The organism is Acinetobacter lwoffii, assembly GCF_024129115.1.
Taxonomy (GTDB): Bacteria; Pseudomonadota; Gammaproteobacteria; order Pseudomonadales; family Moraxellaceae; genus Acinetobacter; species Acinetobacter lwoffii_T.
Map to the genome: position 1 here is coordinate 35,362 of NZ_JAMXXO010000017.1, position 25,028 is coordinate 60,389.

General features: G+C 43.1%; 23 protein-coding genes. 10 read left to right on the plus strand and 13 right to left on the minus strand.

Annotated features, from left to right (window positions below; genetic code table 11):
- Nucleotides 1–53: 53 nt before the first annotated feature.
- From hflD to NI470_RS12045, 3 genes are read right to left on the minus strand one after another with little or no spacing between them, the layout of a single operon-like run.
- Entirely contained in the window at nt 54–785 is a 732-nt protein-coding gene (hflD, locus tag NI470_RS12035) for a high frequency lysogenization protein HflD (RefSeq protein ID WP_253148501.1), read from the minus strand.
- A gap of 7 nt (nt 786–792) precedes the next feature.
- Nucleotides 793–1,932, minus strand: a complete 1,140-nt coding sequence (mnmA, locus tag NI470_RS12040; RefSeq protein ID WP_253148502.1) for a tRNA 2-thiouridine(34) synthase MnmA — start codon at nt 1,930–1,932, stop codon at nt 793–795.
- Nucleotides 1,933–1,936: 4 nt separating this feature from the next.
- Nucleotides 1,937–2,422: an NUDIX hydrolase gene (locus NI470_RS12045; protein ID WP_253148503.1), complete on the minus strand. Its 486-nt coding sequence runs from the start codon at nt 2,420–2,422 to the stop codon at nt 1,937–1,939.
- A 451-nt stretch (nt 2,423–2,873) separates the two neighbouring features.
- Here NI470_RS12045 and NI470_RS12050 point away from each other — a divergent pair, with 451 nt between their 5' ends.
- Complete coding sequence (locus NI470_RS12050) at nt 2,874–3,806, plus strand: IS5-like element ISAlw1 family transposase (protein WP_004278954.1); 933 nt, start codon at nt 2,874–2,876, stop codon at nt 3,804–3,806.
- A gap of 436 nt (nt 3,807–4,242) precedes the next feature.
- On the opposite strand, the gene NI470_RS12055 is transcribed toward NI470_RS12050, so the two are convergent.
- From NI470_RS12055 to NI470_RS12075, 5 genes are all read right to left on the minus strand, one after another.
- Complete coding sequence (locus NI470_RS12055; protein WP_247144156.1) at nt 4,243–4,407, minus strand: hypothetical protein; 165 nt, start codon at nt 4,405–4,407, stop codon at nt 4,243–4,245.
- 79 nt (nt 4,408–4,486) lie between these two features.
- Nucleotides 4,487–5,020, minus strand: coding sequence for a gamma carbonic anhydrase family protein (locus NI470_RS12060; RefSeq protein ID WP_253148504.1), 534 nt, complete (start codon nt 5,018–5,020; stop codon nt 4,487–4,489).
- A gap of 111 nt (nt 5,021–5,131) precedes the next feature.
- A complete protein-coding gene (dacC, locus tag NI470_RS12065) occupies nt 5,132–6,280 on the minus strand; it encodes a D-alanyl-D-alanine carboxypeptidase PBP5/6 (protein WP_004279731.1) in 1,149 nt (382 codons plus the stop codon).
- Between the two features lie 128 nt (nt 6,281–6,408).
- Nucleotides 6,409–6,789, minus strand: a complete 381-nt coding sequence (locus NI470_RS12070; RefSeq protein WP_005104587.1) for an MCR_0457 family protein — start codon at nt 6,787–6,789, stop codon at nt 6,409–6,411.
- A gap of 161 nt (nt 6,790–6,950) precedes the next feature.
- Nucleotides 6,951–7,322 (minus strand): MCR_0457 family protein, encoded by a 372-nt coding sequence (locus tag NI470_RS12075; RefSeq protein WP_004279733.1) that lies wholly within the window; start codon nt 7,320–7,322, stop codon nt 6,951–6,953.
- Nucleotides 7,323–7,433: 111 nt separating this feature from the next.
- Between NI470_RS12075 and surE the strand changes: the two genes are divergently transcribed.
- From surE to NI470_RS12090, 3 genes are all read left to right on the plus strand, one after another.
- Nucleotides 7,434–8,222, plus strand: a complete 789-nt coding sequence (gene surE / locus NI470_RS12080; protein ID WP_253148505.1) for a 5'/3'-nucleotidase SurE — start codon at nt 7,434–7,436, stop codon at nt 8,220–8,222.
- Between the two features lie 94 nt (nt 8,223–8,316).
- A complete protein-coding gene (locus NI470_RS12085; protein WP_253148506.1) occupies nt 8,317–9,147 on the plus strand; it encodes a peptidoglycan DD-metalloendopeptidase family protein in 831 nt (276 codons plus the stop codon).
- A gap of 91 nt (nt 9,148–9,238) precedes the next feature.
- Nucleotides 9,239–10,168 (plus strand): LysR family transcriptional regulator, encoded by a 930-nt coding sequence (locus NI470_RS12090; RefSeq protein ID WP_004279736.1) that lies wholly within the window; start codon nt 9,239–9,241, stop codon nt 10,166–10,168.
- Between the two features lie 59 nt (nt 10,169–10,227).
- Here the strand turns inward: NI470_RS12090 and NI470_RS12095 are convergent, their stop codons facing one another.
- A complete protein-coding gene (locus NI470_RS12095) occupies nt 10,228–11,439 on the minus strand; it encodes an aspartate aminotransferase family protein (RefSeq protein WP_253148507.1) in 1,212 nt (403 codons plus the stop codon).
- Between the two features lie 160 nt (nt 11,440–11,599).
- Between NI470_RS12095 and grxD the strand changes: the two genes are divergently transcribed.
- Nucleotides 11,600–11,941, plus strand: a complete 342-nt coding sequence (gene grxD / locus NI470_RS12100) for a Grx4 family monothiol glutaredoxin (protein WP_005104579.1) — start codon at nt 11,600–11,602, stop codon at nt 11,939–11,941.
- An 89-nt stretch (nt 11,942–12,030) separates the two neighbouring features.
- On the opposite strand, the gene NI470_RS12105 is transcribed toward grxD, so the two are convergent.
- Nucleotides 12,031–14,655 (minus strand): Lon protease family protein, encoded by a 2,625-nt coding sequence (locus tag NI470_RS12105; protein ID WP_420908923.1) that lies wholly within the window; start codon nt 14,653–14,655, stop codon nt 12,031–12,033.
- A gap of 198 nt (nt 14,656–14,853) precedes the next feature.
- On the opposite strand from NI470_RS12105, the gene NI470_RS12110 reads away from it, so the two are divergent.
- The 4 genes from NI470_RS12110 to rpmE all read left to right on the plus strand — a co-directional run bounded on the left by NI470_RS12110 (nt 14,854) and on the right by rpmE (nt 18,970).
- Nucleotides 14,854–17,022: an AmpG family muropeptide MFS transporter gene (locus NI470_RS12110; protein WP_253148508.1), complete on the plus strand. Its 2,169-nt coding sequence runs from the start codon at nt 14,854–14,856 to the stop codon at nt 17,020–17,022.
- 1 nt (nt 17,023) lies between these two features.
- Complete coding sequence (gloA, locus tag NI470_RS12115) at nt 17,024–17,425, plus strand: lactoylglutathione lyase (protein ID WP_004279741.1); 402 nt, start codon at nt 17,024–17,026, stop codon at nt 17,423–17,425.
- Between the two features lie 144 nt (nt 17,426–17,569).
- Nucleotides 17,570–18,550, plus strand: coding sequence for a bile acid:sodium symporter family protein (locus tag NI470_RS12120; RefSeq protein ID WP_253148509.1), 981 nt, complete (start codon nt 17,570–17,572; stop codon nt 18,548–18,550).
- A 195-nt stretch (nt 18,551–18,745) separates the two neighbouring features.
- Nucleotides 18,746–18,970, plus strand: coding sequence for a 50S ribosomal protein L31 (gene rpmE, locus NI470_RS12125; protein WP_004279743.1), 225 nt, complete (start codon nt 18,746–18,748; stop codon nt 18,968–18,970).
- Nucleotides 18,971–19,068: 98 nt separating this feature from the next.
- Here rpmE and NI470_RS12130 read toward each other — a convergent pair whose 3' ends face one another.
- The 3 genes from NI470_RS12130 to epmB are packed head-to-tail and all read right to left on the minus strand — an operon-like array spanning nt 19,069 to nt 23,993.
- Nucleotides 19,069–21,234 (minus strand): EAL domain-containing protein, encoded by a 2,166-nt coding sequence (locus NI470_RS12130; RefSeq protein ID WP_253148510.1) that lies wholly within the window; start codon nt 21,232–21,234, stop codon nt 19,069–19,071.
- Nucleotides 21,216–22,961, minus strand: coding sequence for a GTPase (locus tag NI470_RS12135; protein WP_253148511.1), 1,746 nt, complete (start codon nt 22,959–22,961; stop codon nt 21,216–21,218). Before NI470_RS12135 ends, NI470_RS12130 begins: the two co-directional genes overlap by 19 nt.
- 9 nt (nt 22,962–22,970) lie before the next feature.
- Nucleotides 22,971–23,993, minus strand: a complete 1,023-nt coding sequence (gene epmB, locus NI470_RS12140; protein ID WP_224216325.1) for an EF-P beta-lysylation protein EpmB — start codon at nt 23,991–23,993, stop codon at nt 22,971–22,973.
- A gap of 382 nt (nt 23,994–24,375) precedes the next feature.
- Here epmB and efp point away from each other — a divergent pair, with 382 nt between their 5' ends.
- Nucleotides 24,376–24,945 carry an elongation factor P gene (gene efp / locus NI470_RS12145; RefSeq protein ID WP_004279747.1) on the plus strand — a complete coding sequence of 190 codons (570 nt, stop codon included), beginning with the start codon at nt 24,376–24,378 and terminating at the stop codon, nt 24,943–24,945.
- The last annotated feature ends 83 nt before the right edge of the window (nt 24,946–25,028 follow it).

The following is a 25,028-nucleotide window of genomic DNA, read 5'->3' on the forward strand; positions in this document are numbered from 1 at the left end:
TCGATTCCTTAGATTTTGGAATTAAACGTAAAACGAAACACGTGCAGCATCAGTTAAACCACCTGAAACTGTAAACGCGCTAGATTCTGAATATCTTGTAGCAACTTGCGCTTGCCAAATACCATGCCCCAAGAGCTGCCACCGAGCTGACGCCACAAGTGCGCCATTTGCAAACCGGTAAATAAGGACGCACGAATGCGGTTGGTGTGTCCGGCATCTTTAAAGGCTTCAGCATTACCACGTACCATAATGCGCGGATTAATCTGTCCGGCCGTATCGACATAGGTTTGGGCAAGATTGGCAATGATACTGGGGTGCAGGTAATTATTATCGAAGAAAGAAAGCTGTTTGAGAATTTTCTGTTGGGACTGTTCAATAATTTCTACGAATTTGGGATTGCTATAGACCTTCTTTTCTAATTGAAGAAGTGCCATCGCATAGCTCATCGGAAGTTTTGTGGCGGAAAGTTTCGGAATTCTGGATTTTGGTGAAGTATTGAAGGGTTGAACAAGGCTGCTTTCTAATGTTTTTAAACCTAAGGAAATATCGGCCAGTTGATTAAAAAAGTCGAGCGTCTGGGCATTCTGATTGCTGCCGGGACGGATATTGAGACTGGCTTTAATCAACTGTTCAAAATAAAAGTTACCACTTTCACCAATGCTTTGCTGACCCGTCAATGCTGTCATATGGGTTAGCTGGGTGGCCTGAAACACACCCGCTAATGCCAAAGCACGATTTTGACGAGTATTCAACGTTGTGGCTGGTTGAAATGGTAACTCCGTCATGCCGAATTCATCCTTTTATAAAATCAGGTTTAGGCGCATTGGTATGATGAATCACACCACCCCCTAAACAAACTTCACCTGAATAGAACACCACGCTTTGACCTGGGGTCACTGCACGTTGAGGTTCATCAAACTCAACACGAACACCATTCGGTGATTCTGAATCATGATATACAGTACATGCTTGATCAGTCTGACGGTAACGGGTTTTGGCTGTACAGCGGAAACCTGTTTCAGGAAGATCCTGCTCACCCGCCACCCAGTCAATCGCTTCACTCCAAAGTACGGTGCTTTGCATGAATGGATGCTCATGGCCTTGACCGACCACCAAACGATTGCCTTCGATATCTTTATGCAATACGAACCAGGCACCTTCAGCAACGCCTTTCATACCGCCAATGCCAATCCCGCCGCGTTGACCGAGCGTATAGTACATTAAGCCGTGATGATCACCAACCTCTTTACCGTCTTCCAGCACGATTTTTCCCGGTTGAGCAGGTAAATATTGCTTTAAGAAGTCATTAAAACGACGTTCACCAATAAAACAGATCCCAGTCGAGTCTTTTTTCTTGGCCGTAACCAGATCTAATTCTTCTGCAATTTTACGGACTTGTGGCTTTTCAATTTCACCAACAGGGAACAGGGTCTTATTAATTTCACGACCATGAACCGCATGCAGGAAATAAGTCTGGTCTTTGTTATTGTCCACACCACGCAATAAAGGTGCATATTCTTCACCACGTGAGTTGGTCATGGTTTCACCACGACGGCAATAATGACCCGTCGCAATAAAATCTGCACCCAGATTTACTGCGTGATCGAGAAAGGCACGAAATTTAATTTCTTTATTACATAAAATGTCTGGGTTTGGCGTACGGCCAGCTGCATATTCCGCCAGGAAATGTTCGAATACGCGATCCCAATATTCCATGGCAAAGTTTGCGGTATGCAGTTTAATGCCGATTTTGTCGCAAACGGCTTGTGCATCGGCAAGATCCTCCATCGCCGTGCAATATTCTGTGCCGTCATCTTCTTCCCAGTTTTTCATGAAAAGACCTTCAACCTGATAACCTTGTTGAAGTAAAAGGGCGGCAGAAACAGATGAATCTACACCACCTGACATACCGACGATGACACGTTGTTGCATAGGATTAGGCATCCAAATTTGAAATTAAGGGAGAATTTTGGTGGTCGTAAATGAGCGATAAAGGGTATTTTTGACCTGAAAGTGCATCTTGCACGGCTTTAATCACCAATGGACTACGCGCACGAGCAGATTCAATCAGTTCATCGAGCGTCATCCAGACTGCGCCGACAATATCTGTATCTAAAGTGGCATTCGGATCATAGTCAATGGATTTGGCTAAAAAGCAGAAACGAAAATATGTCCGATCCGGGAACATCGGTGGGGTATAAGTATACATCCCTAAAAGATGAGTTACTTCAACCGTATGTCCGGTCTCTTCCATGGTTTCGCGAATGGCAGCTTCAATAATAGTTTCGCCACATTCGATATGACCCGCAGGCTGATTAAATACCGTGTGTGTCACACCTTCTGTATGTTCTTCTACAAACAGGAATTTTCCGTCTTTTTCAACGACAGTTGCGACAGTGACATGAGCAGTCCAAGCAGTCATAAAGCAGCACCATGGAAAAGGATGCACTATTGTATAAAATTTTAGGGTGTGTGGCTATGTTGAGAGCAGGTTTCTTTAAGCGACTTAATGCATTAATGAACAATCAACCAATGAAAATCATGGTATTTTGGGTTAATGAATTACAGAGAAAATAAATGCTGAAGTGATCATTTTAGAACTGGAAAAACGCACATAAAAATAGTATAGCGGGGGGCTGTTAATATTTTTTTTAGGACTTGTAGAGATGCTGATGGGGATCATGAGCTTGATTTCCAAAACAATTATTTAAAGTAATGAGGTCTATAACTGAAAGTTGATATATCAGATAGTTATACCCTTTATAGCATGACGAAACAGCCTAAATTAGCTAGATAAGTGATGAGGTTAGTCTTAAAATGGCTTTGTTGCACAAAGCTGTTCGTAAGGTCTAATTCAGCAATATAATTTCCGAATGAAGAAGCCTCCACCTAATATCTACCGTACAATCAACTGGTCCAAATACAATCAAGCCTTAATTAATCGAGGAAACATTTCGATTTGGTTTGATCCCAAGACTCAATGGTACGCTCAACCCAAAGGTAAACATGGTCGAAATCAAACTTATTCAGATACAGCCATCCAATGCTGTTTAATGATTAAATCCTTATTTCGACTCTCTTTACGTATGGTCACTGGCTTTGTGAAAAGTCTCATTAAGCTTTGTGGTTTAGATTGGACAGCGCCAGATTATTCCACCATTTGCAGAAGACAAAAGCATATTGATCTTGTAATTGGCTATCAAAAAAGTAGTGATGGACTACATCTACTTGTGGACTCTACTGGTTTAAAGTTTTTAGGTGAAGGTGAATGGAAACGCAAGAAACATCAGCCTGAATATCGTCGCCAATGGCGAAAACTTCATATCGGTATAGATGCTGAAACCCTACAAATACGATCAGTTCAACTCACGACCAACAATGTGAGTGATTCGCAAGTCCTTGGTGATTTACTAAATCAAATCCCATTGGATGAACAGATTGATTCAGTCTATACAGATGGGGCTTATGACACAAAACAATGCCGTCAGGTCATTGCAGATCGGCAAGCGCATGCAGTGATTCCACCTAGGAAAAATGCGAGACCTTGGAAAGATACAAAAGTTCATTCGCGAGAGCGAAATGAATTACTTCGAACAGTTAAGCATTTAGGAAGAATAATATGGAAAAAATGGTCAGGTTACCATCGGCGCAGTTTGGTTGAAACCAAGATGCATTGCATCAAATTATTGGGGGATAAACTCAGTGCGAGAAACTTTCAAAGCCAAGTCAATGAGATTCATGCACGTGTGGCAGTATTAAATAAATTTACGGAATTAGGCCGACCTCATACCCGAGTTGTGTCTTAAATTTGACTAGCTCAGAGTAGCTTTAATTTTAAATCTTTGTGCAACAAAGCCCTAGTAAATTAATAATTTTTTAAATGTTTATATTAACTCAATTATCACAGACATAAATGCAGGAACAAATAGCCTCAACATATTACGTATTGATCCATTTGATTTTTTTAAATCCGTCATATTAAATAATATAAGCAGTAAACACTTTAGAAATATTTTTTATCATGTTCATGTCTGATAAGTAGAATTAAAATATGCCTCTCTTTAAAAATTATTCAAAAAGAAACGTTCTTGATTGTAAATAATCTGCTTCGACATCTAATTCCAAAATAGTATCGCTTGAAATAATAGTCTTACACATCACTTCACCTGCTTTTTTATACTTTAAATATTCTTCTGAATTGAGGTGGTTAAAGTCGGCATTTTCTCAATGTGTTTTGTTTGGTCATTGAGCATAACCAATATAATCACCAGTCTTTTCTTCTTTATGCAGGCGAGAGCCGAGAGAACCTAAAACCAGATAAATGCCCTCCATATGCGTTTTCCATGCCTGAATGAAAGCTTCCTTTGTCGCTGGTTTAATTTTGAAACGGTAAACCGCAATAAACATTTTAATCCTTCGAGTTATGCTTGTTTTAAAGCAAGAATTAAACCAAAGGATTAAAATAAAGAGATCTGTTTATTTTGATTTACCCAAGATAATTTCGAGAGACTTTTACATAATTCTGTGCAGAATAAGGCAAGAATGCCATTTCTTTTTCAGTGAGCGGACGTGCTTTTTTTGCCGGGCTACCAACATAGAGCCAACCACTTTCCAAAACTTTTCCAGGTGGAACTAGCGTACCTGCACCAATCATCACATCATCCGGAATGATGACATCATCCAGAATGATGCTGTTAATCCCGATTAATACACGATTACCAATAGTACAACCATGCAATGTCACATGGTGGCCAATCGTGACATCTTCACCAATGATCAAAGGCGAACCATTCGGTTTGTCGGCTTTTTTGTGACTGACATGCAACATAGCATGATCCTGAACATTCGAATTTTTACCAATCCGGATTGAATTAACATCACCACGAATCACGGCAAAAGGCCAGACTGAGACATTTTCAGCCAAGACCACATCGCCGACCACGATTCCCATCGGATCGATATAACACGATTCATCAATTTGTGGAGTCGTGTCTAAATAAGAACGAATGTTTTGGCTCATGGTGATCTGCTCATTAAAAGTTTAAGGATCATGTGCATAGTATAAAATAAAAAGCACCCATCTGAATGAGTGCTTTGGTCTTAGTCAGGGATTAAAACAGTCTATTTAAACTTAGAACAAGTTTGAGAAGAATTGTTTAATGTGGTCGAGCATACGTGCGAAGAAACCAGCTTCTTCAACCGCGTTTAAAGCCACCAATGGTTTTTCTGAAATTACTTTACCATCCAGAGTCGCTACGTATTTACCTACGACCTGACCAGGCTGTAAAGGTGCAGTCAGTTTAGGTTGAACCACCAGCTGGGTTTTAATCGCATTAGCCTGACCTTTTGGCATGGTCACGTTAAAGTTTTCCGCAAGACCGATCTGAACTTCATCTTCCTTACCAAACCAGACTTTGGCTTTGGCAAGTACCTGTTTGGCAGGTTGAACATTTTTGGTTTCGAAGTTTGCATAACCCCAAGCCAGCAATTCACGTGTTTGTGTCGCACGTTCCTGCATGGTTGGTGCACCAAAAATCACTGAAATCAAACGTGTAGGTCCACGTTTTGAAGAGGTGGTCAAACAATAGCCGGCTTCATCGGTGTGGCCAGTTTTTAAACCATCTACACTCGGGTCGGTATATAGCAGGGCATTACGGTTACCTTGCTTGATGCCATTAAAGGTAAATTCTTTTTCCGCATAAATCGGATAATATTTAGAACTGTCTTTAATGATGTGTTGTGCCAGCGTTGCCATATCTTTGGCAGTTGAATAATGACCTTCAGCCGGCATACCGGTTGAGTTCACAAAGCTGGTATTGGTCATGCCAATACGTTTAGCTTCCTGGTTCATCATATGTGCAAAGGTACCCTCGTTCCCTGCAATATGTTCAGCCATGGCTTTCGACGCATCATTCCCTGATTGAATAATAATCCCGCGAAGCATTTCAAGTGCAGTTGCCGTACCATTTAAAGGTACATACATACATGATTCCGCGCTACTGCCGCGACACCATGCTGACTCGTTCATGCGCACTTGTTCATCTTCAGTGAGTTCACCGCTCAATAGTTTTTGTTCGATGATGTAACTGGTCATCATCTTGGTCATTGAAGCAGGGGCTAATTTTTCATTTTCATTTTTTGAAGCGAGAAGTTGCCCTGTCTCGTAGTCCATTAGCACGTAGGATTTATTATTCAATTCTGGTGGTGCAGATAGGACAGTTGCTGCAAAGCTAAAACTAGGAACTAATAATAATGCAGCAAGGGCAGTTTTTTGGGTCATTTCTAGTGGGTTCCTATATCTTGATGTAAGCACGAAGAGCCTAGCATTTTAGGACAAAGCTAGGCTGACTTCTATGGGAAACCCGGTCTTATTTCAAAAGTATTGTAAGTTATCGGCAGAAAAGCAGCTTAATTGTTATAGGTGGTTAATTCATTACAAATCACCTGATTTTTTTTCTTGCCGGCTTTCTTGGCATCCGATTGTGCTTCGGCCAGAATATTGCGGAAATCGTTCTGTTTAGCCATCTGGTTTAAGCTTTCAACCGGATTACGCTGGCCCGGCATATACTCAGTCACCAGCTTGGTATAACCCTGATTAAACTGTGACTTGTCTTTGACCATGCTTGGACAGATTTCTGAAAGAACATAAATGGCTGCCAGTTCCTGTTTGGTCACTTGCTGAGTTGGGGTAACATTAATGTTTTCATCGGCTGCAAATGCAGAAGTTCCCAAAAGAGTGGCGGCAGAAATTGCGCAGAATGTTAAAGCTTGGAATATTGGATTTTTCATTGAAAACTCAAAAAATGGATTTAGAACAATAATTTGCCTAGCTTAAACTTATTTTTGAAATTGAAAAGTGGGAAAATGTAGCGAAGCTGTAGAATTATGAATAAATCTGTAAGAGAAAATAAGACGATGTTTACACCGTCTTATTTGAAAATTTAGCTGGCTTAGCCTTGGTAGTTCAGCATTTCTTCACAGACAGTTTTCTGCTCGTCTGAGCTGGTTTGCTTTGCACCCTGACGTGCTTCTTCAAGTAAAGATTTATATTCACTGTCTGCCTGTAGCTTTTGATAGCTCATGCCTTTATCTGAGTAGTCTGCAAGATAAGACTGGATCAATTGTTCAACGGTGCTGTTAAATTTTGGATTTTGACCAATGATTGCCGGGCAAACTTCAGCCATAACCTGTGCTGATGCAATATCTTCTTTTACAATGGTATTGTTTTCTTCAACAGTCAGATCGTTTGCCATGACTGAAGGGGAAATAAATGCTGCCAAGCTTAAAGTGAGAGCGCTAAATAAAGAGAATTTTTTAATCATCTTGAGCCACATATTATAAAGATGGATGTCGAGCAATAAATATATATAATTCCTGCACTAATACAATGAAATGTCCTAGTCAGTCATTTTTTAGCGTAACGAGATTTTTTAGTGAATATTTTAGTTTCAAATGATGATGGGGTGTTTGCATCCGGTATTCAGGCTTTGGCGCAAGCGCTAAAGCCTTTGGGGCGAGTGGTGATTGTGGCACCGGAAAGTGAACGCAGTGGCTTTTCTAGTGCCTTAACTTTGGACCGCCCTTTACGCCCAATCCAGATTTCTCCTGATGTCTGGGCGGTTAATGGGACGCCGGCAGATTGCGTTTACTTGGCTATGAACGGGCTATTTGATTTTGAATTTGACCTGGTGGTTAGCGGGATAAATAGCGGCGCAAATCTGGGAGATGATATCTTGTATTCCGGTACAGTCGGGGCGGCCTTTGAAGGTCGTTTAACTAAACATCCTGCGATTGCCGTATCACTGAGTGGGCCGAATGTACGTGGCTATCAGCAGCCTCAGGATTATCAGTTGGCCGCCGAATGGGTGCATGATTTTATTGCTCGTGGTTTGCCTGTTCTGCCTGAGCGACATATTTTTAATATCAATATTCCAGATGTAACTGAATTGCAGGGTGAAAAAGTGACATATCAAAGTCGCCGCCGTCAGTCTAAACCGGTGACGAGTCATATAGATCCGCGTGGTCGTCAGGTATTCTGGATTGGACTCTCAGGAGAAGCAGTCGCAGACCCTAAGCCAGGATTTAACGAAATTGATTCGGACTTCTCTGCGGTCGCCAATTGCTATGTCAGTATTACCCCGATTCAGATGGATGCTACCAATTATGAGAGTCTGCGGAATTTACAAACACAATTGGCAGAAAATGCGTCCTTAGTGTTATAACTTTGTGAAAAACTCGCGATTGCAAGTATATTGCCGTAAAACTTTGCTAATCTTAACGGAATTTTGCAACCGTATAGCATTAGAGAGGAAGATAATGTTCTTGGTGTTACCGAAATGTGTCGTAGCTTCGCCTGCAACCCTGATTAAAACCCTCGTTTTATCGACCGTTGTTATTTCTACAGGAGTAATTACCGGTTGTGCCACCAAACCCCAGGTGAATAATGCAACGCGTTATGCAACAGCTCCTGATTTCTATACGGTGCGTTCAGGAGATACATTGAGTGGGATTGCAGCACGTTATGGACTGAACTATATCAGTGTTGCCGAGATGAATGATATCAGTGCGCCTTACCGGATTTATGTCGGACAATCAATCCGCCTGAAAAGCAATACTGCGCGCCGTAGCACCAGTACTCAGGCTATGACTCAGGCAGCGCCAATCCAGCGTCAAACAATTGCAGTGCCTACACCGGCACCGGTGACACCAGTAACCACAGTACAAACCACACCACGCGTCAATACATCTGCACCGGTTACGCCAGTATCTACGGCTGCAGGTTTACGTTGGGTAAAACCATCGAATGGTGCGATTCTTCAGCAATACAATTTAGCTTCTAATATCAAGGGCACCCGCTATAGTGGCAATGTCGGCGATCCGGTATTTGCAGCAGCAGACGGGCAGGTGGTGTATGCCGCTGATGGCCTGAAAGAATATGGCAATCTGGTGTTGGTGAAGCATATCAATGGCTATATCACCGCTTATGCACATAACAGTAAATTGAATGTGAAAAGTGGCCAAAATGTAACGGCTGGTCAAAAAATTGCAGAAATGGGATCAACTGGTACAAACCGTACCATGCTTGAGTTTCAGGTGCGCTTAGACGGCAAACCTATTAATCCTACTGCAGTTTTACCAAACAATTAAATAAATAATGCAAAGTGTAAATTTCGCCGTATAATACAATAAGTTGCTTTTATCAAATGATGGAGCACCTCATAAGTTTAGAGGGAAATTTATGTTAGATCAACTTCGAGCAATGGGTGTCTTTGCTTGCGTTGTGGAAAAAAACTCGTTCAGCGGTGCTGCCCGTGAATTAGGGATTACGACCAGCGCCGTCAGTCAACAAATTCGCTCATTAGAACACGATATGGAAGTCGTACTTCTAAATCGTTCGACGAGAAAATTAAGTCTGACCGAAGCGGGACAAGCTTTTTTCCATAGCTGTCAAGAAATGTTATCTGCTGCTGAACGCGGTAAAGTCCGGATCAATGAGTTACGTGATGATCTTGTGGGTGAGCTGCGTATCGTTTCTTTGCCAGAATTATGCGCGAATCATGTGATTCCTGCACTTTCTCATTGGATAGCTGCACATCGCGGCTTGGCAGTACATTTAGAAACAAACAATCATGAGGTTGATTTGTTGGATGGGCGGGTTGATATCGCCCTAAGATTTGAACAGAAAAATGATGAGCATAATCTTCAGGTTGTGCCATTGATGCAGATTGAGCAAATTCTGGTGGCGACACCGAGTTATATTAATCAAAGCACCATTATTTCGAAACCTGATGATCTTAAAAATCATGAGGTCTTGCCTTTAACGCATCTTAAAAACCATCAGTATTATCATTTCCAACATGTGAATACTGCAGAAAAAGCCGAGTTTGAACTGAAATCCCGTTTCAGTACCAATAACGGTTTGGTTGCAAAATCGATGTGCTTGCAGGGTAATGGGATTGCCAAGGTTTTATATCTTGATGCTAAAAAGGATTTGCTTAACGGTACTTTAGTTGAAGTTCTGCCTGAATGGAGACTGCCATCGATTACACTGTATGCGGTTATTCCGAAACGTGAACAACAACCGACAAAAATTCTTCGTTGTCTTGATACCCTGAAACAATATTTTAGCCAGATCTCTGGCGGACGTATGTTACAAAACGCATCATAGAGTGCAGAATAATAAAAAAGCCGCTTTAGAGCGGCTTTTTTAATTTTTAGGCTAGGGCTTTATGCCAAATAAGCTTTGATCATTTTTACCAGACGTTCGATCAACTGGTCTGCCTGCTCCTGGGTAATATTCAGGGTAGGCAACAGACGAACGACATTGCCTGCAGTGACATTGATAATCATCTTGTATTCATTGCGTGCAATCGCAACCAGATCACCACATTCTTTTGGTAATTCAATCCCGATCATCAGACCGAAACCACGTACGATGACATTTTGATCTGCCAGTTTGTTGCGTAGCTGGTCAACGATATAAGCACCTTTTTCAGCCGCATTCGCGACGATATTTTCTTTTCGCATAATATCGAGAATGGTATAGACCACACGCGAACCCAGTGCTGTACCGCTATAGGTAGAACCGTGATTTCCAGCAGTTAATACACCGACGCCACGACCTTGGGTCATGACTGCACCAATCGGGAAGCCATTTCCTAAGCCTTTGGCTGTGGTCAGTACATCCGGAATAATATTGGTGTGCTGGTAAGCAAAATATTTACCGGTACGGCCATTACCAGTTTGTACTTCGTCCAGCATCATCAGCCAGTTGTGCTGGTTACAGATATGGCGGATTTCTTCTAAGTAGCTGAAACCTTGAGGAGCAGTATTGACACCGCCTTCACCCTGAATAGGCTCAATCAAAATCGCTACGATATCCGGGTGATTGATTGCCGCTTCTTCAATCGCTTCGATATCACCAAAAGGTACACGGACAAAACCTTCAACTAGGGGGCCAAAGCCTTCCTGCACTTTTTTATTGCCTGTAGCAGATAAGGTGGCCATGGTACGACCATGGAAAGACTGGTCGGCAACAATGATTTTAGGCGATGCAATGCCTTGCATATGACCAAATTTACGTGCAATTTTGATTGCACCTTCATTTGATTCTGCGCCACTGTTGGAGAAAAATACTTCTTCCATACCTGCAACTTCAGCCAGTTTCTGTGCGGCAGCGGTTTGCCAAGGCACTTCAAACAGGTTGCTGGTATGAATCAGGGTCGCTGCCTGTTCAGCAATCGCTTCGGCAATGACTGGATGCGCATGGCCCAAACCGCATACCGCAATTCCGGTTAATGCATCTAAATACTCTGTACCATCTTCGGTATAAAGATATGCACCTCGTCCTCGGACAAAGCTGATCGGTTGACGGCCAAAAACAGGCATCAAATGAGACGGTTGATCAGTTTGTACCGGGGCGAGGGTAATATTATTCATGACTAACTCTTAACTGTTAGGTGGAAAGAAAAACTTATATAAGCAAAAACCCGCTCAGATTTAAAGGGTAATTGTAAATAAAATTGGAATTATTGCTTTAGACATACTGTTTTGCCTGGATTTGGGTATAATGCGAGACAGATGAGTTGAGGATTTATCAATGACTGAACAAGCACGCGATACCGAAGCGTTAATTCGTGACCAAATTGCAAAACACGCAGTACTTCTTTACATGAAAGGCACACCGCAATTTCCACAATGTGGTTTTTCTGCACGTGCAGTAGAAGCACTCAGTCAAATTGGTCGTCCGTTTGCTTATGTAAACATTCTGGAAAACCAGGACATTCGCGCGATGTTACCACAAATCGCCAACTGGCCGACATTTCCACAGCTTTGGATCAATGGTGAGTTGATCGGCGGTAGTGATATCATGCTCGACATGTTCCAAAAAGGTGAATTAAAGCCTTTAGTTGAACAGTACAGCCCGGCAGTTGATGCTTAATTTTGTATTAAATTAAGTCCAGATGTGAAAAAGCGCTTCATTGAGAAGCGCTTTTTTTGTCTCTATTTTTGCTTAGGTCAAGGTCAGAGTTAATCCTCTGTCGCTGCATCCGGCTGTTCAACTGTCGAAACATCAGCTTCAACTTCAGTTTGTGGCTCGACGATTTGCTTCTTGTCTTTCTTCTTCTTTTTTTTCTTTTTCTTCGGTACTTCGACCAGTTCGGCACCATCTTCAATCGCCTGCCAATAATCCAGCTGTGCCATCACTGCGGCATAGATTGAATTTTTGCTATAGCGACCTTTTTTATCCAAGGTACCGACAGGACGCGCCATCAGGATTTCCAGCGCCTGATCAATGGTATCAATCGCGTGAATATGGAACTGACCTTCTTCCACAGCAATGGTGACATCTTTACGCAGCATCAGATGCTGCATATTTTGACGCGGGATAATCACACCTTGTTTTCCGGTCAGACCTTGTAACTTGCAAGCATCAAAGAAACCTTCAATTTTGGCATTCACACCACCTACCGGCTGTACTTGTCCCAGCTGGTTCATGGAACCGGTAATGGCCCAGGATTGATCAATCGGTAACTGGCTGATGGCCGACAGTAAGGCAGAAAGTTCCGCAACAGTGGCACTGTCACCATCGACCTGACCATAACTTTGTTCAAAGGCCAGTGCAGCAGAGAAGTGTAAGGTCTGTTCACGACCAAAATGCGCTTTCAGGAAGGATGACATCAGTAACACGCCTTTGGCATGCAAAGAGCCACCAAGTTCCACACTGCGTTCGATATCCAGAATATCACCGCCACCTTGATACACCGAAGCAGTCAGTCGTGAAGGCAGACCAAATTCGACATCAGCATAATGAATGACGGACAGGGCATTGATTTGGCCCAGACGATGGCCGCGGGTTTCGATCAGTTGAGTACCACGAGTCAGATCTTGCCAATACAGTTCACGTAAATAGCCGAGACGATATTTACGGTGATCCAGTGCGGTGTTGATATGTTTTTCTGAAACCATCTTGTCACCGGCCTGGAAGGCATGATGATGTGCTTCACGGATCAGATCGCCCAGCGTCAGAGCATGTAATGACAATGAACTTTGATCTTCGGCTTGACGGCTGGAATCTGTGAGCAAGGCGGCTAAAGCAGAACGGTCAAAAGGCAATAATTTATCCGATTGCACATAGTCGGCAATCAGCTGCATATAAGCCTGCTCGTTATTGTCATTACGTTGTAATGTATCGGTGAAATCGGCACGGATTTTAAAGATGCTGCCTAGCTCTGGTTCAAGCTCTAAAATTTCATAATAGATTTCAGGCTCAGCCAGCAAGATGACCTTGATATTCAATGGAATCGAAGCAGGTTCAATCGAAATACTGCCGGTCAGCGTGATCATATGCTCAAGTGAAGACAGTTTTAAATGCCCCGATTTAAGCGCGCGCTTCAAGCCTTGCCATGCATACGGCTGTTCCAGCAATTGTTCCGCTTCCAGCATCAGGAAGCCGCCATTAGCTTTATGCAAGGTACCTGGACGAATCAAAGTAAAGTCCGTGGTAATCGTACCATTTTGAGTCAGTTGTTCCACATGACCCAAAAGGTTGTAATGCGTTGGAAAATCTTCAAAGATCACTGGTGCACCACTGTTCGGCTTGTGTGTGATAATCACATTGGCCTGATAACGTGCAGGAACGCGACTGAACAGTGCCGGAGTGAAATCATCTTCTTCCTGTTCCAGCACAATTTCGACATTGTTGATGATGTCTTCGGCATAGTATTTCAGGTAATGTTCCAGACCTTCGACATGTTTGAATTTCGCCAGAATCTGTTCAACTCGCGGTAAGACCACCTGCTTGGCGATATCGCGGTTCAGGATCTGAACGCGATCGCGTGCATCATCTTCCAGATCACCCAGGTGTAAACCCAAACGTTCCAGTTTCTTGTCCATATAGCGCATGTTGGACGCCAGTTCAGCACGATCTTTGTTGCTTAAGGCATTCAGATCTTCCTGAGACATTTCCTGCAATTTGTCATCAATCAGATGCACAGGGACAAAACAGTGCTCATCATGTCGCGAGATCAGCTTCAGATCCAGTTCTGCGCCTTCCTTGGTCAGTTCGATGAGCGCCTGCTGCTGCTCATCACCAGTTTCCTGGCGAATCATTTCAATGCGGTTGTGATAGGTCTCTGCAGTAAAACGGCGCTCAAGCTGTTTCAGAATGGTTTGCCAGCTTTGATTCAACATGGCTTGGAATTTTGGACCCTGACCCGGAGGCAGTTCCAGTGCAATCGGCTGACGCTGGTTCTGAAAGTTATTGACGTACACCCAGTCATTCGGGGTTTCCATAGTTTTGGCGTGCTGCTGCAGCAAACGCTTCACCATGGTGCGTTTTCCGAGTCCTGCTGTACCGACGGCAAAAATGTTATAACCGGAATAAGGTAGGGCAATCCCGGCCTCAACTGAGGCACGTGCACGATCTTGGCCCAAAAAGTTATTCAGGGGTTTGATCCGTTTGGTTGACGCAGGAATTTTTTCTAGGTTTGGAATATGCGTCAGCTGGGTGGATATTAACCGGGTATGGTCCAGAGTATTTTTAATTTCGCTTTGTTCAAATGCAGAGATAAGTAAATCTGAGCGGATTTTTTGTGGAGTTGTGCTGGTGTTGCTGGCAATAGAGGAATTAATTTGATCGAGTCTCTGGGTCACTGTTGAAAATCCAAAACGAAATATTACGTTGATAAGAGTTAAGGTATACAGATTTACTTGAAAAATTCAAGCCAACATGTCGCTTTTGCCCGAAAATAAAAAACCGGAAATGTGATAAATATATAAATCTTGTTGAAAGATACGCTATTACAGGATTGAATAGCAGCAATTGGTTTTTCTGCGGAAAATAATAAAGCAATGACAACACAAACGACGGGTTGGAAATCCGCATTTACAGCATTTTTAGATCGACGTGCATTGATCATGCTGTTCTTGGGATTTTCGGCTGGTGTGCCGATTCTTCTGATTTTTTCCAGTCTGTCTTTATGGTTAGGTGAGGCCGGAATCAGCAAAAGTGCAGTAACTTTCTTTAGCTGGGCCGCATTGGGCTATTCATTTAAATTCGTCTGGGCACCGCTCATTGATGAACTGCCAGTCCCATTCCTGACCAAGGCTCTGGGACGTCGTCGTGCCTGGTTGCTGATTGCGCAGATTCTGATTGTCTGTGCCATTTCCATTATGGCCTTTTCTGATCCGGCTTTGGGTGCAACACATTTACAGCAAATGGCGCTCGGTGCAGTCCTGCTTGGTTTCTCCGCAGCAACGCAGGATATTGTGATTGATGCCTACCGGATTGAACTGGCGGAAACCCAGATGCAGACCGTATTGGCTTCCACCTATAATGCAGGTTACCGGATCGGGATGATTGTGGCCGGTGCTGGTGCCTTGTTTCTGGCGGCCTATTTGGGAACTGCGAAAGGCAACTATATCTATGATGCCTGGAAATGGACCTATCTGGCGATGGCTGCTGTCATGCTGGTCGGTATTATCACCACACTGTCCATTCGGGAGCCGCAGGTTGACCGTGTGCGAAAACACTATGTGCGCAGTGATTATTTCCGTTTAGTCGCCGTATTTTTTGTGGCGGTGATCAGTTTTGTCTTGAGCTATATCTATTCGGGCAATCTGGTGGCCAGCATCACCGAACAATTCGCCATTCAAGATACCTTTGCCTTGTTCTGTTTTGAAGCTTTGCGCTTTGTTGGCTCGGGTGCAGTGGCCTTTGCGATTGGTGCAAGCTTGGTAAAAATGGGTGCGGTTAACAAGCAAATGGCCTATGAAACCTGGGTCAATCCGGTTGCAGATTTCTTTAAACGTTATGGCTTGAAACTGGCATTGGTGTTGTTATTGCTGATCGGTTTTTATCGGGTTTCCGATATTATTGCCGGCGTCATTTCCAATGTGTTCTATCAGGACCTGAATTTCAGTAAAGAACAGATTGCCGAGGCCGTTAAAGTCTATGGGGTGATTTTCTCTTTAGTCGGTGGTTTCCTTGGCGGACTCTTGGCCCAGAAGATGAACATCATGAAACTGATGTTTGTCGGTGCCGTACTGGCCTGTTCCACCAACCTGATTTTTATCGGACTGGTCAAGTCTGGTGAAAAACTGGCAGCTGTCGAAGTCACGGTCGGTAATCAGGTTTATCAGGCAGAGACCGATGAAGTTGGCTACTGGAAGCTGGATATCCCAAGTGCAGTGCTGGCGCAGAGCAAACAGCTGCAAGTCTCAGCCGCTTATCTCAATACAGATAATACCAATCAAGCGCCTGTGCAGGTCAATATGCCATATTTGACTGCACAACAGGGCAGCACTCAGTTACAGATCCTGCCGATCACCAGTGACAATACTCTCACCGCAGCTGAGCAGGACAAGACCATTGTGGTGCGCGGCCAATATGTCGGTGAAGCACTGCAAGAGAATCAAAAGATTGTTTTGCAAATCAATGATCAAAATATTGAGGCTAAACTGGAAAGTGAAGGCGTATTTACTGCCGCGATTCCTGCACAACAACTGATTCAGTTACCTGCACATATTATCAGTGCCGTCTTGATGCAAGATGATCAGGCACTACAGCAAACAACACATGTGTTTCAAGTCAATGATCACTTGGCCAATACCCAGGATCTGGATGTCGATATTCAGCCCTTAACAGTGGTGGATAGCAACAGTTCAGATACAGTCGAAGTCAGTGGTAAGGTAATTAAACCTTATAGCGACAAGTGGCTTTATTTTGCTATTATTGTCGACAATCTGGCTGCTGGGCTGGCTGGTGCTGCGTTTATTGCATTCTTGTCGAGCTTGACCAGTGTGTCTTTTACCGCTGTTCAATATGCGATTTTTAGCTCACTCATGACTTTGACCCCTAAGATTTTAGGCGGATATTCGGGTACTATAGTCACCAATATCGGTTATCCGAATTTCTTCCTGATGACTACTCTAATCGGGATTCCGATCCTGATTCTGGTGGTTTGGGTCGCAAAACTGCTCGGTGAACACCAACAACAATCTGTACAGAAGGATGATTAATATGCGCATGCTGCATACCATGTTACGTGTAGGCAATTTAGAACAATCTCTCAAGTTCTATACTGAAGTACTTGGCATGACTTTGCTTCGTAAGCGTGATTACGAAGAGGGCCGTTTTACCTTGGCTTTTGTCGGTTATGGCGATGAAGAGAATCACACCGTACTGGAATTGACGCATAACTGGGATACAGACAGCTATGAACTGGGCAATGCTTATGGTCATATCGCGATTGCAGTTGATGATGCTTACAAGGCTTGCGAAGAGATTAAAGCGCGTGGCGGTAATGTGGTGCGTGAAGCCGGTCCGATGAAAGGTGGCGTGACTGTAATTGCATTTGTAGAAGATCCAGATGGCTACAAGATCGAGCTGATCCAGCAAGACAACAATGCACGTAATAACTAAGTGTGATGTAGCGAGATATATGAAATGCATTCATGTATAGATGAAAATATTACATCAATCTGAGTGCATAGCATGGGCCCGGCATCTGTTAAGATAGCCGGGCATTTTTATATCAAACAATAAAATCTGAGGGATTATAGGGATATGCTTAAGTTCTTGGCATTGGATCGGTTTACGATACTGTTGTTTGTGATGGTTTTGCTGGCCAGTGTGTTGCCAGTTTCGGGGAAGGCGGCTGAAGTCTTTGGCTGGGTGACGACAGGAGCGATCGCCATCCTGTTTTTCCTGCACGGCGCCAAACTGTCTCGTGAAGCTGTGCTGCAAGGCATTATGCACTGGAAATTGCATACTTTGGTTTTTGCGCTAACTTTTGCTTTGTTTCCAATTCTCGGACTTTTGGCCAAGCCGATTTTATTACCGATGCTCGGACAGGAACTATATTGGGGTTTCCTGTTTATGTGTTTCCTGCCATCCACTGTGCAGTCCTCGATCGCATTTACTTCGGTGGCTCATGGCAATGTTGCAGGTGCGGTGTGCAGTGCCTCTTTTTCCAATCTGATTGGTATGTTTATCACCCCGCTATTGGTAGCATTTTTTATTCTCGGTCAATCTGAACATGGTTTTGATCCGACTTCATCGATTATCCAGATTACACTGCTGCTCTTGGTGCCGTTTATTTTAGGACAGATTCTGCGTCCCTGGATCTATCCGCAAATGATGAAAATGCCAAAAATCGTCAAGGTCTTCGATCAAGGCTCGATTTTACTGGTGGTGTATGGCGCTTTTAGTAGCGCCGTAGTGGCCGGGCTGTGGAATGAAGTGAGCCTGAGTACCTTGTTGCTGCTATTGCTGGCTTGCTCGGTGTTACTCACCATTGTGATGCTGTTATCACTTTATATTCCACGCTGGCTGGGCTTTAGCCGCGCTGACCAGAAAACGGCATTCTTTTGTGGTTCCAAGAAAACCCTGGCCAGTGGAGTGCCGATGGCGCAAATTTTATTTATTGGCCAGCCGCTGGGCATGATTGTCCTGCCGATCATGATTTTTCATCAGATTCAATTAATGGTCTGCGGGATTATTGCCAATCTGTGGGCCAAAGAGAGTGGATTGGAAGCTGAAGAATAATTCGCATATTGAATTCGTTTCACGTATAATAATGCCCACTTGTTGTGCTTAGCTCTGACGGTATCCGTCTCGGTGGGCCAAAAGAATGGTCTGTTGTGGTGTTGATCTGCATGAACGATGTTCCTGCTTCCTCAGTTGAGAGTGATCAATAGCGATGACAGCTAAACCTTCTTGAATCTAATGGAGTAATCGACGATGCGCGCCGATATTCACCCAAAATATGAAACTTTAGTTGCTACTTGTTCATGTGGTAACGTAATCGAAACTCGTTCAGCTCTTGGTAAAGAAACTCTTTATCTAGACGTATGTTCAGCTTGCCACCCATTCTACACTGGTAAGCAAAAGAACGTTGACACTGGCGGTCGTATCGACAAGTTCAAACAACGTTTTGCTGGTATGTCACGTTCTGTTAAACGTTAATACCCAAAATGAAAAAACGGGCTTTAAGCCCGTTTTTTTGTGCCTGCAATTTAGAAAATTATCATTGGATTCCCTAAATTGCAGGCTTGTACAAGATCTTAGTGATCTTGTACATCAATCAAATGATCAAGTTTTTTCTGGAAATAATTCCCCTGAATAAATCGGGCATCCACGTTCCAGGCATTCGCGAACAAAGTCATGTCATTTAATTCACGGATCAGAATGTTGAGTGGCTTGATTTCATTATAGCTGGTGATTTTTTCCTGCAACTGCTCAATCTCGGTGTCTTTATTAAGCATATTGGTTAAGCTTGAATGCAAGCTGACACCATCTAGCGGTAATTCACGCAGTAAATTTGGTCCATACATGGACTGACCAAAATCACGAAGAGCGATCAGGCCGCCATGTTCATGCAGAGTACGCAGATATTTCTGGGCATCCTGCTGATTGAGTAAAATATCTTCTTCCGAGAATTGCAAGATCAGTGGATGCTGCACTTTGCTGCGAATAATCGTAATCAGCTTGGAAATAAATTCCGGGAAAGTGCGGTCTTTAAATAGCACGGCACGGTTCAAATTGACAATTAAGCTTGCATCAGGATACTGGGTAATAAAGTTGTGTAGCTGTTTACTGGCTTCAACCAGAATCCAGCGATCCAGTTTAATGGACAGTTCATCATCTTCATGAAGTTCTAAAAGGCTAGAAATATCCTGCCATTTATTCTCAAAAATAAAGCCACTGGTCACTTCATAGGTATATAAACGCGTATCTTCTTTATCATAGAGTTGCTGATACTTTAAATGGATCTCGCCACGTTCTAGACATTCACTTAAGGCTTTCAAAATAGAAGGTGTAGCGTTAGGAATAGAGGTGACTGCTGGACTGACAGCTGCAACTGTTGGGCTGGCAACTGGTGTTTCAGCAACACTGAAATCTATACTTGGCATTTCTACCGCAACCGGACTGCTCAGTGACGCAGGAATATCAAGTTTAAATTCAGGTACAGCTTCTGCTTGAGGTAAAGATGTCGAGAATGCTTGTCCAATCAGCGTATTGCATTGCATTTCATCTTGCAAACCCTGTTCAAGCATGACATAGCCCAAGCGCAAATTTAGAGGGAATGACTTTGGTCCCACTGTAATGAGTTGCGGTTTGCTTAAGGCATTTAAACTGATCAGTTTGGATTCAAGAATTGCTTTAGAGTCTGCCTGAAACAGACCGACAACGACATCATATTCCAGTTTAAACAGGGGAATATGGGTCTGTTCCTTGAGGAATTCTTTGACTGCATCAAAGTACCCATTAAAAGTGGCCCAGTCAGATTGTAGAACTTCCGGGTCATATGCACTTAAAGAGAAAGTGACTAAGGCATTCACCGGTGCAGACTGCTTGTTCAGTTCACGTTTAAGTGACTGAAAAACACTTGGTTTTCCAGGAGTTTTCTCGGAAAAAACCGTTTGAGATTGAGTATCAATGCTAATTTGTACCGCATCTTCTTCAGCCGTTGAAGGCAAGAATTCCAGTTTTAATGGATTAGATGCGGACACATGCGGATTCAGAGACTGAATCTCGACTCGACCTAAATCAAATTGACCCTGAGAGATCTTTTTGAAACGGGTTTTAAAATCATTCAAATCTGAAGGCTGGAGCAGATCTAGTAAAGGTAGACCAATGATCTCATCTTCATTTTGCAAGCCAAACAGTTTCAGGTAGTCCGCATTGACCTGAATATGAATCCCTTCCTGAATGGTGGCAACAGCACGGTTGCTGTCGTCTACTAAAGATTGTGCCTGAATTTGTGCTGTTTCCAGCTCAGTCATTAAATGTTGCTGAGATTGTGACAAACGGCTAAATGACAATGCTCGGACCAGTCCCACATAAAAGCGTTCCAAGTAGTCGAAGTTGAGAATGTCATATACCCCTTTACGGATATATTGCGCATACTGTTCAGCCTGATAATCATCCGGTTTAAGCAAAATCATCGGAAGGTCAGGTTGCAGCGAAAGACGCACGATCCCTAAGGCCTGTTCGTATTTCAGATCGTAGGCACGCCCAAAAATAATCAGATCCCAGTTGAAATTTAATTGTTTTTCAAAAGACTGCAGATCATCCAGCAGCACAGCATCGACCTGATAATCATGACTGGTCAGAAGATCACGGATTTGGTTATATCTAATTTGATTATCATCAATAATCAGTAAACGTGTTTCAGTACGTTTTAACTTTTTAGACAATAATGGATTTCTCACTTCAATGCTTCCCATAAATCATGATTTCTGCTTTCATTCATATGCTGATCGATAAAGTTTTCGATCATCTCTTCTTCCTGATCATTCAATAATTCATAATCAAAACGGATGAAACTCTGCGTAATCAGTTGTGCTTTGGTTAGATAGGTTTTGAGTTCTTCCTGACCGAGACGTAAATGAATCGTTTGTTTTTCCCTAAACATTTGGGAGCCAGACACGATGAGACTGGTCGAAACCTGATCAAGTTGCGTCATTTTCACCAAGAGTGCGGGTTGATAATTGACATGATGACGTTCGGTACGGGTATAAGCTGCACAAGGAAAGAGCTCTTGTGCCAAAATTTCTAGCCCGATTTCTAGGCTCTTATCCGTTGACTGCTTGATCCAGCGAATCACACCGCCACGCCACTGACTCTGGGTTTTTTCCTGAACCAGAATGAATTCACCGGTTTTCAGGTTAGCCGGGGTAATACCAGTCCATTTAATCCGGTAACCATTGACACTGATATCCAGAACTTCAGCGCTATGGATCTGTTTGGTTTCTCGATCGAGCGCCTTGATACTGCTAAAGGCACTTGGGATCGTATTTTCCATCGAGCTGACAAAACTGCTTTCGCTCTGGAAATTATAATTGGCCTCGAGTTCCAGGGTTTCGTTGAAGTTTTTACCTTTAGATAGGTAAAAATGCGCCACACTCAAGCCAAAGCAGATATTGATCTGGGCTGAATATTCATAACGTTCATGACGACGCTCGACATTGTTTGAGAGCAGATTGTAGATATGAAAATGCAATGCAGGGGTCAGGAACAGTTTTTCATTCCGCGACAGATACTGGGCATTTTTGCTTTGAGTCCCCGTTAAATGATCCATCAGGTTCTGGGTAGAAATATAGAAGCTTGGCTGAAACTGTGGCTCTTGATGGGTATTAAAGATCGGCGGATGATCTTTGCTGGCATCGACTACATAACGGGACAGCGTGGTTTCCTTCGGCAGGATCTGTACCAGTTTGGCCCAGTCAAAACTGCATAGATACAGGCCCTGAATTTCTGCAGGCCGGATCTGATGAGTATTGAAGATATCCAGTAAAATCAGCTGTGCATAGGCATGTGCAATATTTTGGATTTCATGCTGGGTGCCTAATACCTGATTGATATTACTTTGATAGAAATTGTTGTCTATGGCACATTCAAGCAGTTGATGGGCAGCTAGCCATTGTCCCAGACCTGGCGTGCTATATAGCATATGCTGTTGATATAACAGAAGGGTGAGTTGCTGTAGTGCATAATAAATCGATACCATCCGGGCAGTTTGAATGCTCTTCTTTTTGCCTAGAGAAAATAGCGAAAACTTCTGATGGGTCAGCTGATGATTACAGCGTTTGACGATATCGATATAAATTTTGGCAAAATGACTGCGCAGCAGCATAGCCAGCTCAATAATCTGGTCATTCCGGTCGGAAGTGATCAGGCCCTGATTGACGAAATGCTTTTCCAGACTGGTCAGGACATTTTCAAGGGTAGGATGCAAGACCTGAATCAGGTCAAAGCGCAGGGTTTCTGTACATTTCAGCTCAGAAACTTCCAATAAGGCATTAAACAGGGATTTGGATGAATTCCCTAGTTGTAGAATCGAAATCCCCGCAACCCATTCCTGCAAAGCCTTGGCAGTGGTTGGACAAAAGCTCAACTGCTCTCGTTTAAGTTCCGTCGGTGTCTGAAAAATGTCTGAAGTATGCGTGCTCATCTTTATTATTTAACTCAAAAATGTTGAAACCCCAAAAAGCGGTGTCTTATTCTTCTCGCCCGCTATTTCTCGAACCAGTTTAGGAACCAAATACCCCGGCAGGTTCGCTAAAACTTCTGTATAAATCTCATGAATATGGTCAGGCGCTAAATCAAAATGATGCGCACCTTTTACTTTATCAAGTACATGTAAATAATAAGGCATGACCCCGGCATCAAACAAGCGATAGCTTAAATCTACTAAAACCTGAGCAGAATCATTCACCCCGTTTAATAAAACCGCCTGATTCAGAACGGTGATCTGCTGTTGAACCAGTTGGTTTAAACGCTTGCAAGTGAAGTCATCCAGCTCCGATGCATGGTTTGAGTGTACCACCAGAATAATACGTAGCCTACTGTTTTTTAACATGCTAAGTAGCTCTTCGTCGACTCGGTTGGGGATCACAATAGGAACTCGTGAATGTATTCTTAAGAATTTGAGATGTGGTACTGATTCTAATCGTTCAATCCAGGTTTTTAATTTCCGGTTCGATAAGGTTAGTGGATCACCGCCACTCAGAATCACTTCATTAATATCAGGCTGGCTTTCCAGATATTGCTTGATATTTATCCAGTCTTCATTTTTAGGCAGATTTTCCTGATAGGGGAAATGCCGGCGGAAACAATAACGGCAATGTACAGCACAGGCACCAGTCAGTGTCAGCAAGAAACGGGATTTATATTTGTGCAGTACGCCGGGTTGCTGATTGGCCTGTTCTTCGCCCAAGGGGTCAGTAACAAATCCTGGATGTTCTTCCAGTTCCAGATGATGGGGCAGCACTTGTAAAAGCAATGGGTCTAAAGGGTTTCCGGTCTGCATTTTGCCCACAAAAGCACGTGGTACGCGCAGTTTAAACTGTTCAGAAGCTAAAATGGCACCTGAGAGAAGCTGTTCAGGTGCGAGTTGCAGCACTTTAAGCAGTTCGCGTGGATCAGTGATCAGGTCGCTGAGCTGTGATTGCCAGTTTTGTTCTTGATATAAATAGTTCGTCATGCCGGAAGATTAACAATAATAAGTGAGAGGACAAAGCCTGATGGGCACAGTTTAACAGGTTGTGCGGAAGCGCAATAATCCACTGCGCTATAAAATAAAGAGTGATTAAGCTATGCTGATCTTCGTGCTCGCCTGATGGTATTTTAACGTTGAGCAAGACATGAATAAACAAAGGATTTTCATGTCTGATTGTAACTTAAACAGCCTGAGTGGGTGAAAGCGGATTTTTTCATTGCGGCAAAGTGTATTGCTCATTTAGAATACGCAACATCAAATGAATGTGCATGTGGCAACTCAATGTTCGTGTCAGACTTGCTAAATGACATCGCAACAGCCCATAGCATCAATAGATTAAAGTTAGTAAGTTTGGAGTGCGCCAGTCATGGCCTATTATTCTACGAATGATTTCAAGTCAGGCCTTAAGGTTATGCTTGATGGCAACCCATGTTCAATCATGGAAAACGAATACGTAAAACCAGGTAAAGGCCAAGCTTTTAACCGCGTAAAATTACGTAACCTTAAATCAGGTAAAGTTCTGGAAAAAACTTTCAAATCAGGCGAGAACCTAGAAGCGGCTGATATCGTTGAAGTAGAAATGGAATACTTGTACAACGATGGCGAAATGTGGAACTTCATGGATCCTGTTACCTTTGAACAGATCGCAGCTGATAAAACAGCAATGAGCGATGCTGCAAAATGGTTAAAAGATGATTCAAATGAAAAATGTACCATCATGTTGTTCAATGGCGTGCCTTTAAACGTGACTCCACCGAACTTCGTAGTACTTAAAATCGTTGAAACTGATCCAGGTGTTCGTGGTGATACTTCTGGCGGTGGCGGTAAGCCAGCGAAACTTGAAACAGGTGCTGTAGTACGTGTTCCATTATTCGTACAGCAAGAAGAAAGCGTTCGTGTAGATACCCGTACTGGTGACTATTTAGAACGTGCATAATGGTTTGAAAATAGACTATTATCGAGAGGGATGATTTAAATCATCCCTTTTTTTATGCCAAAGTCGTAGAGGAAAAGCAAAAG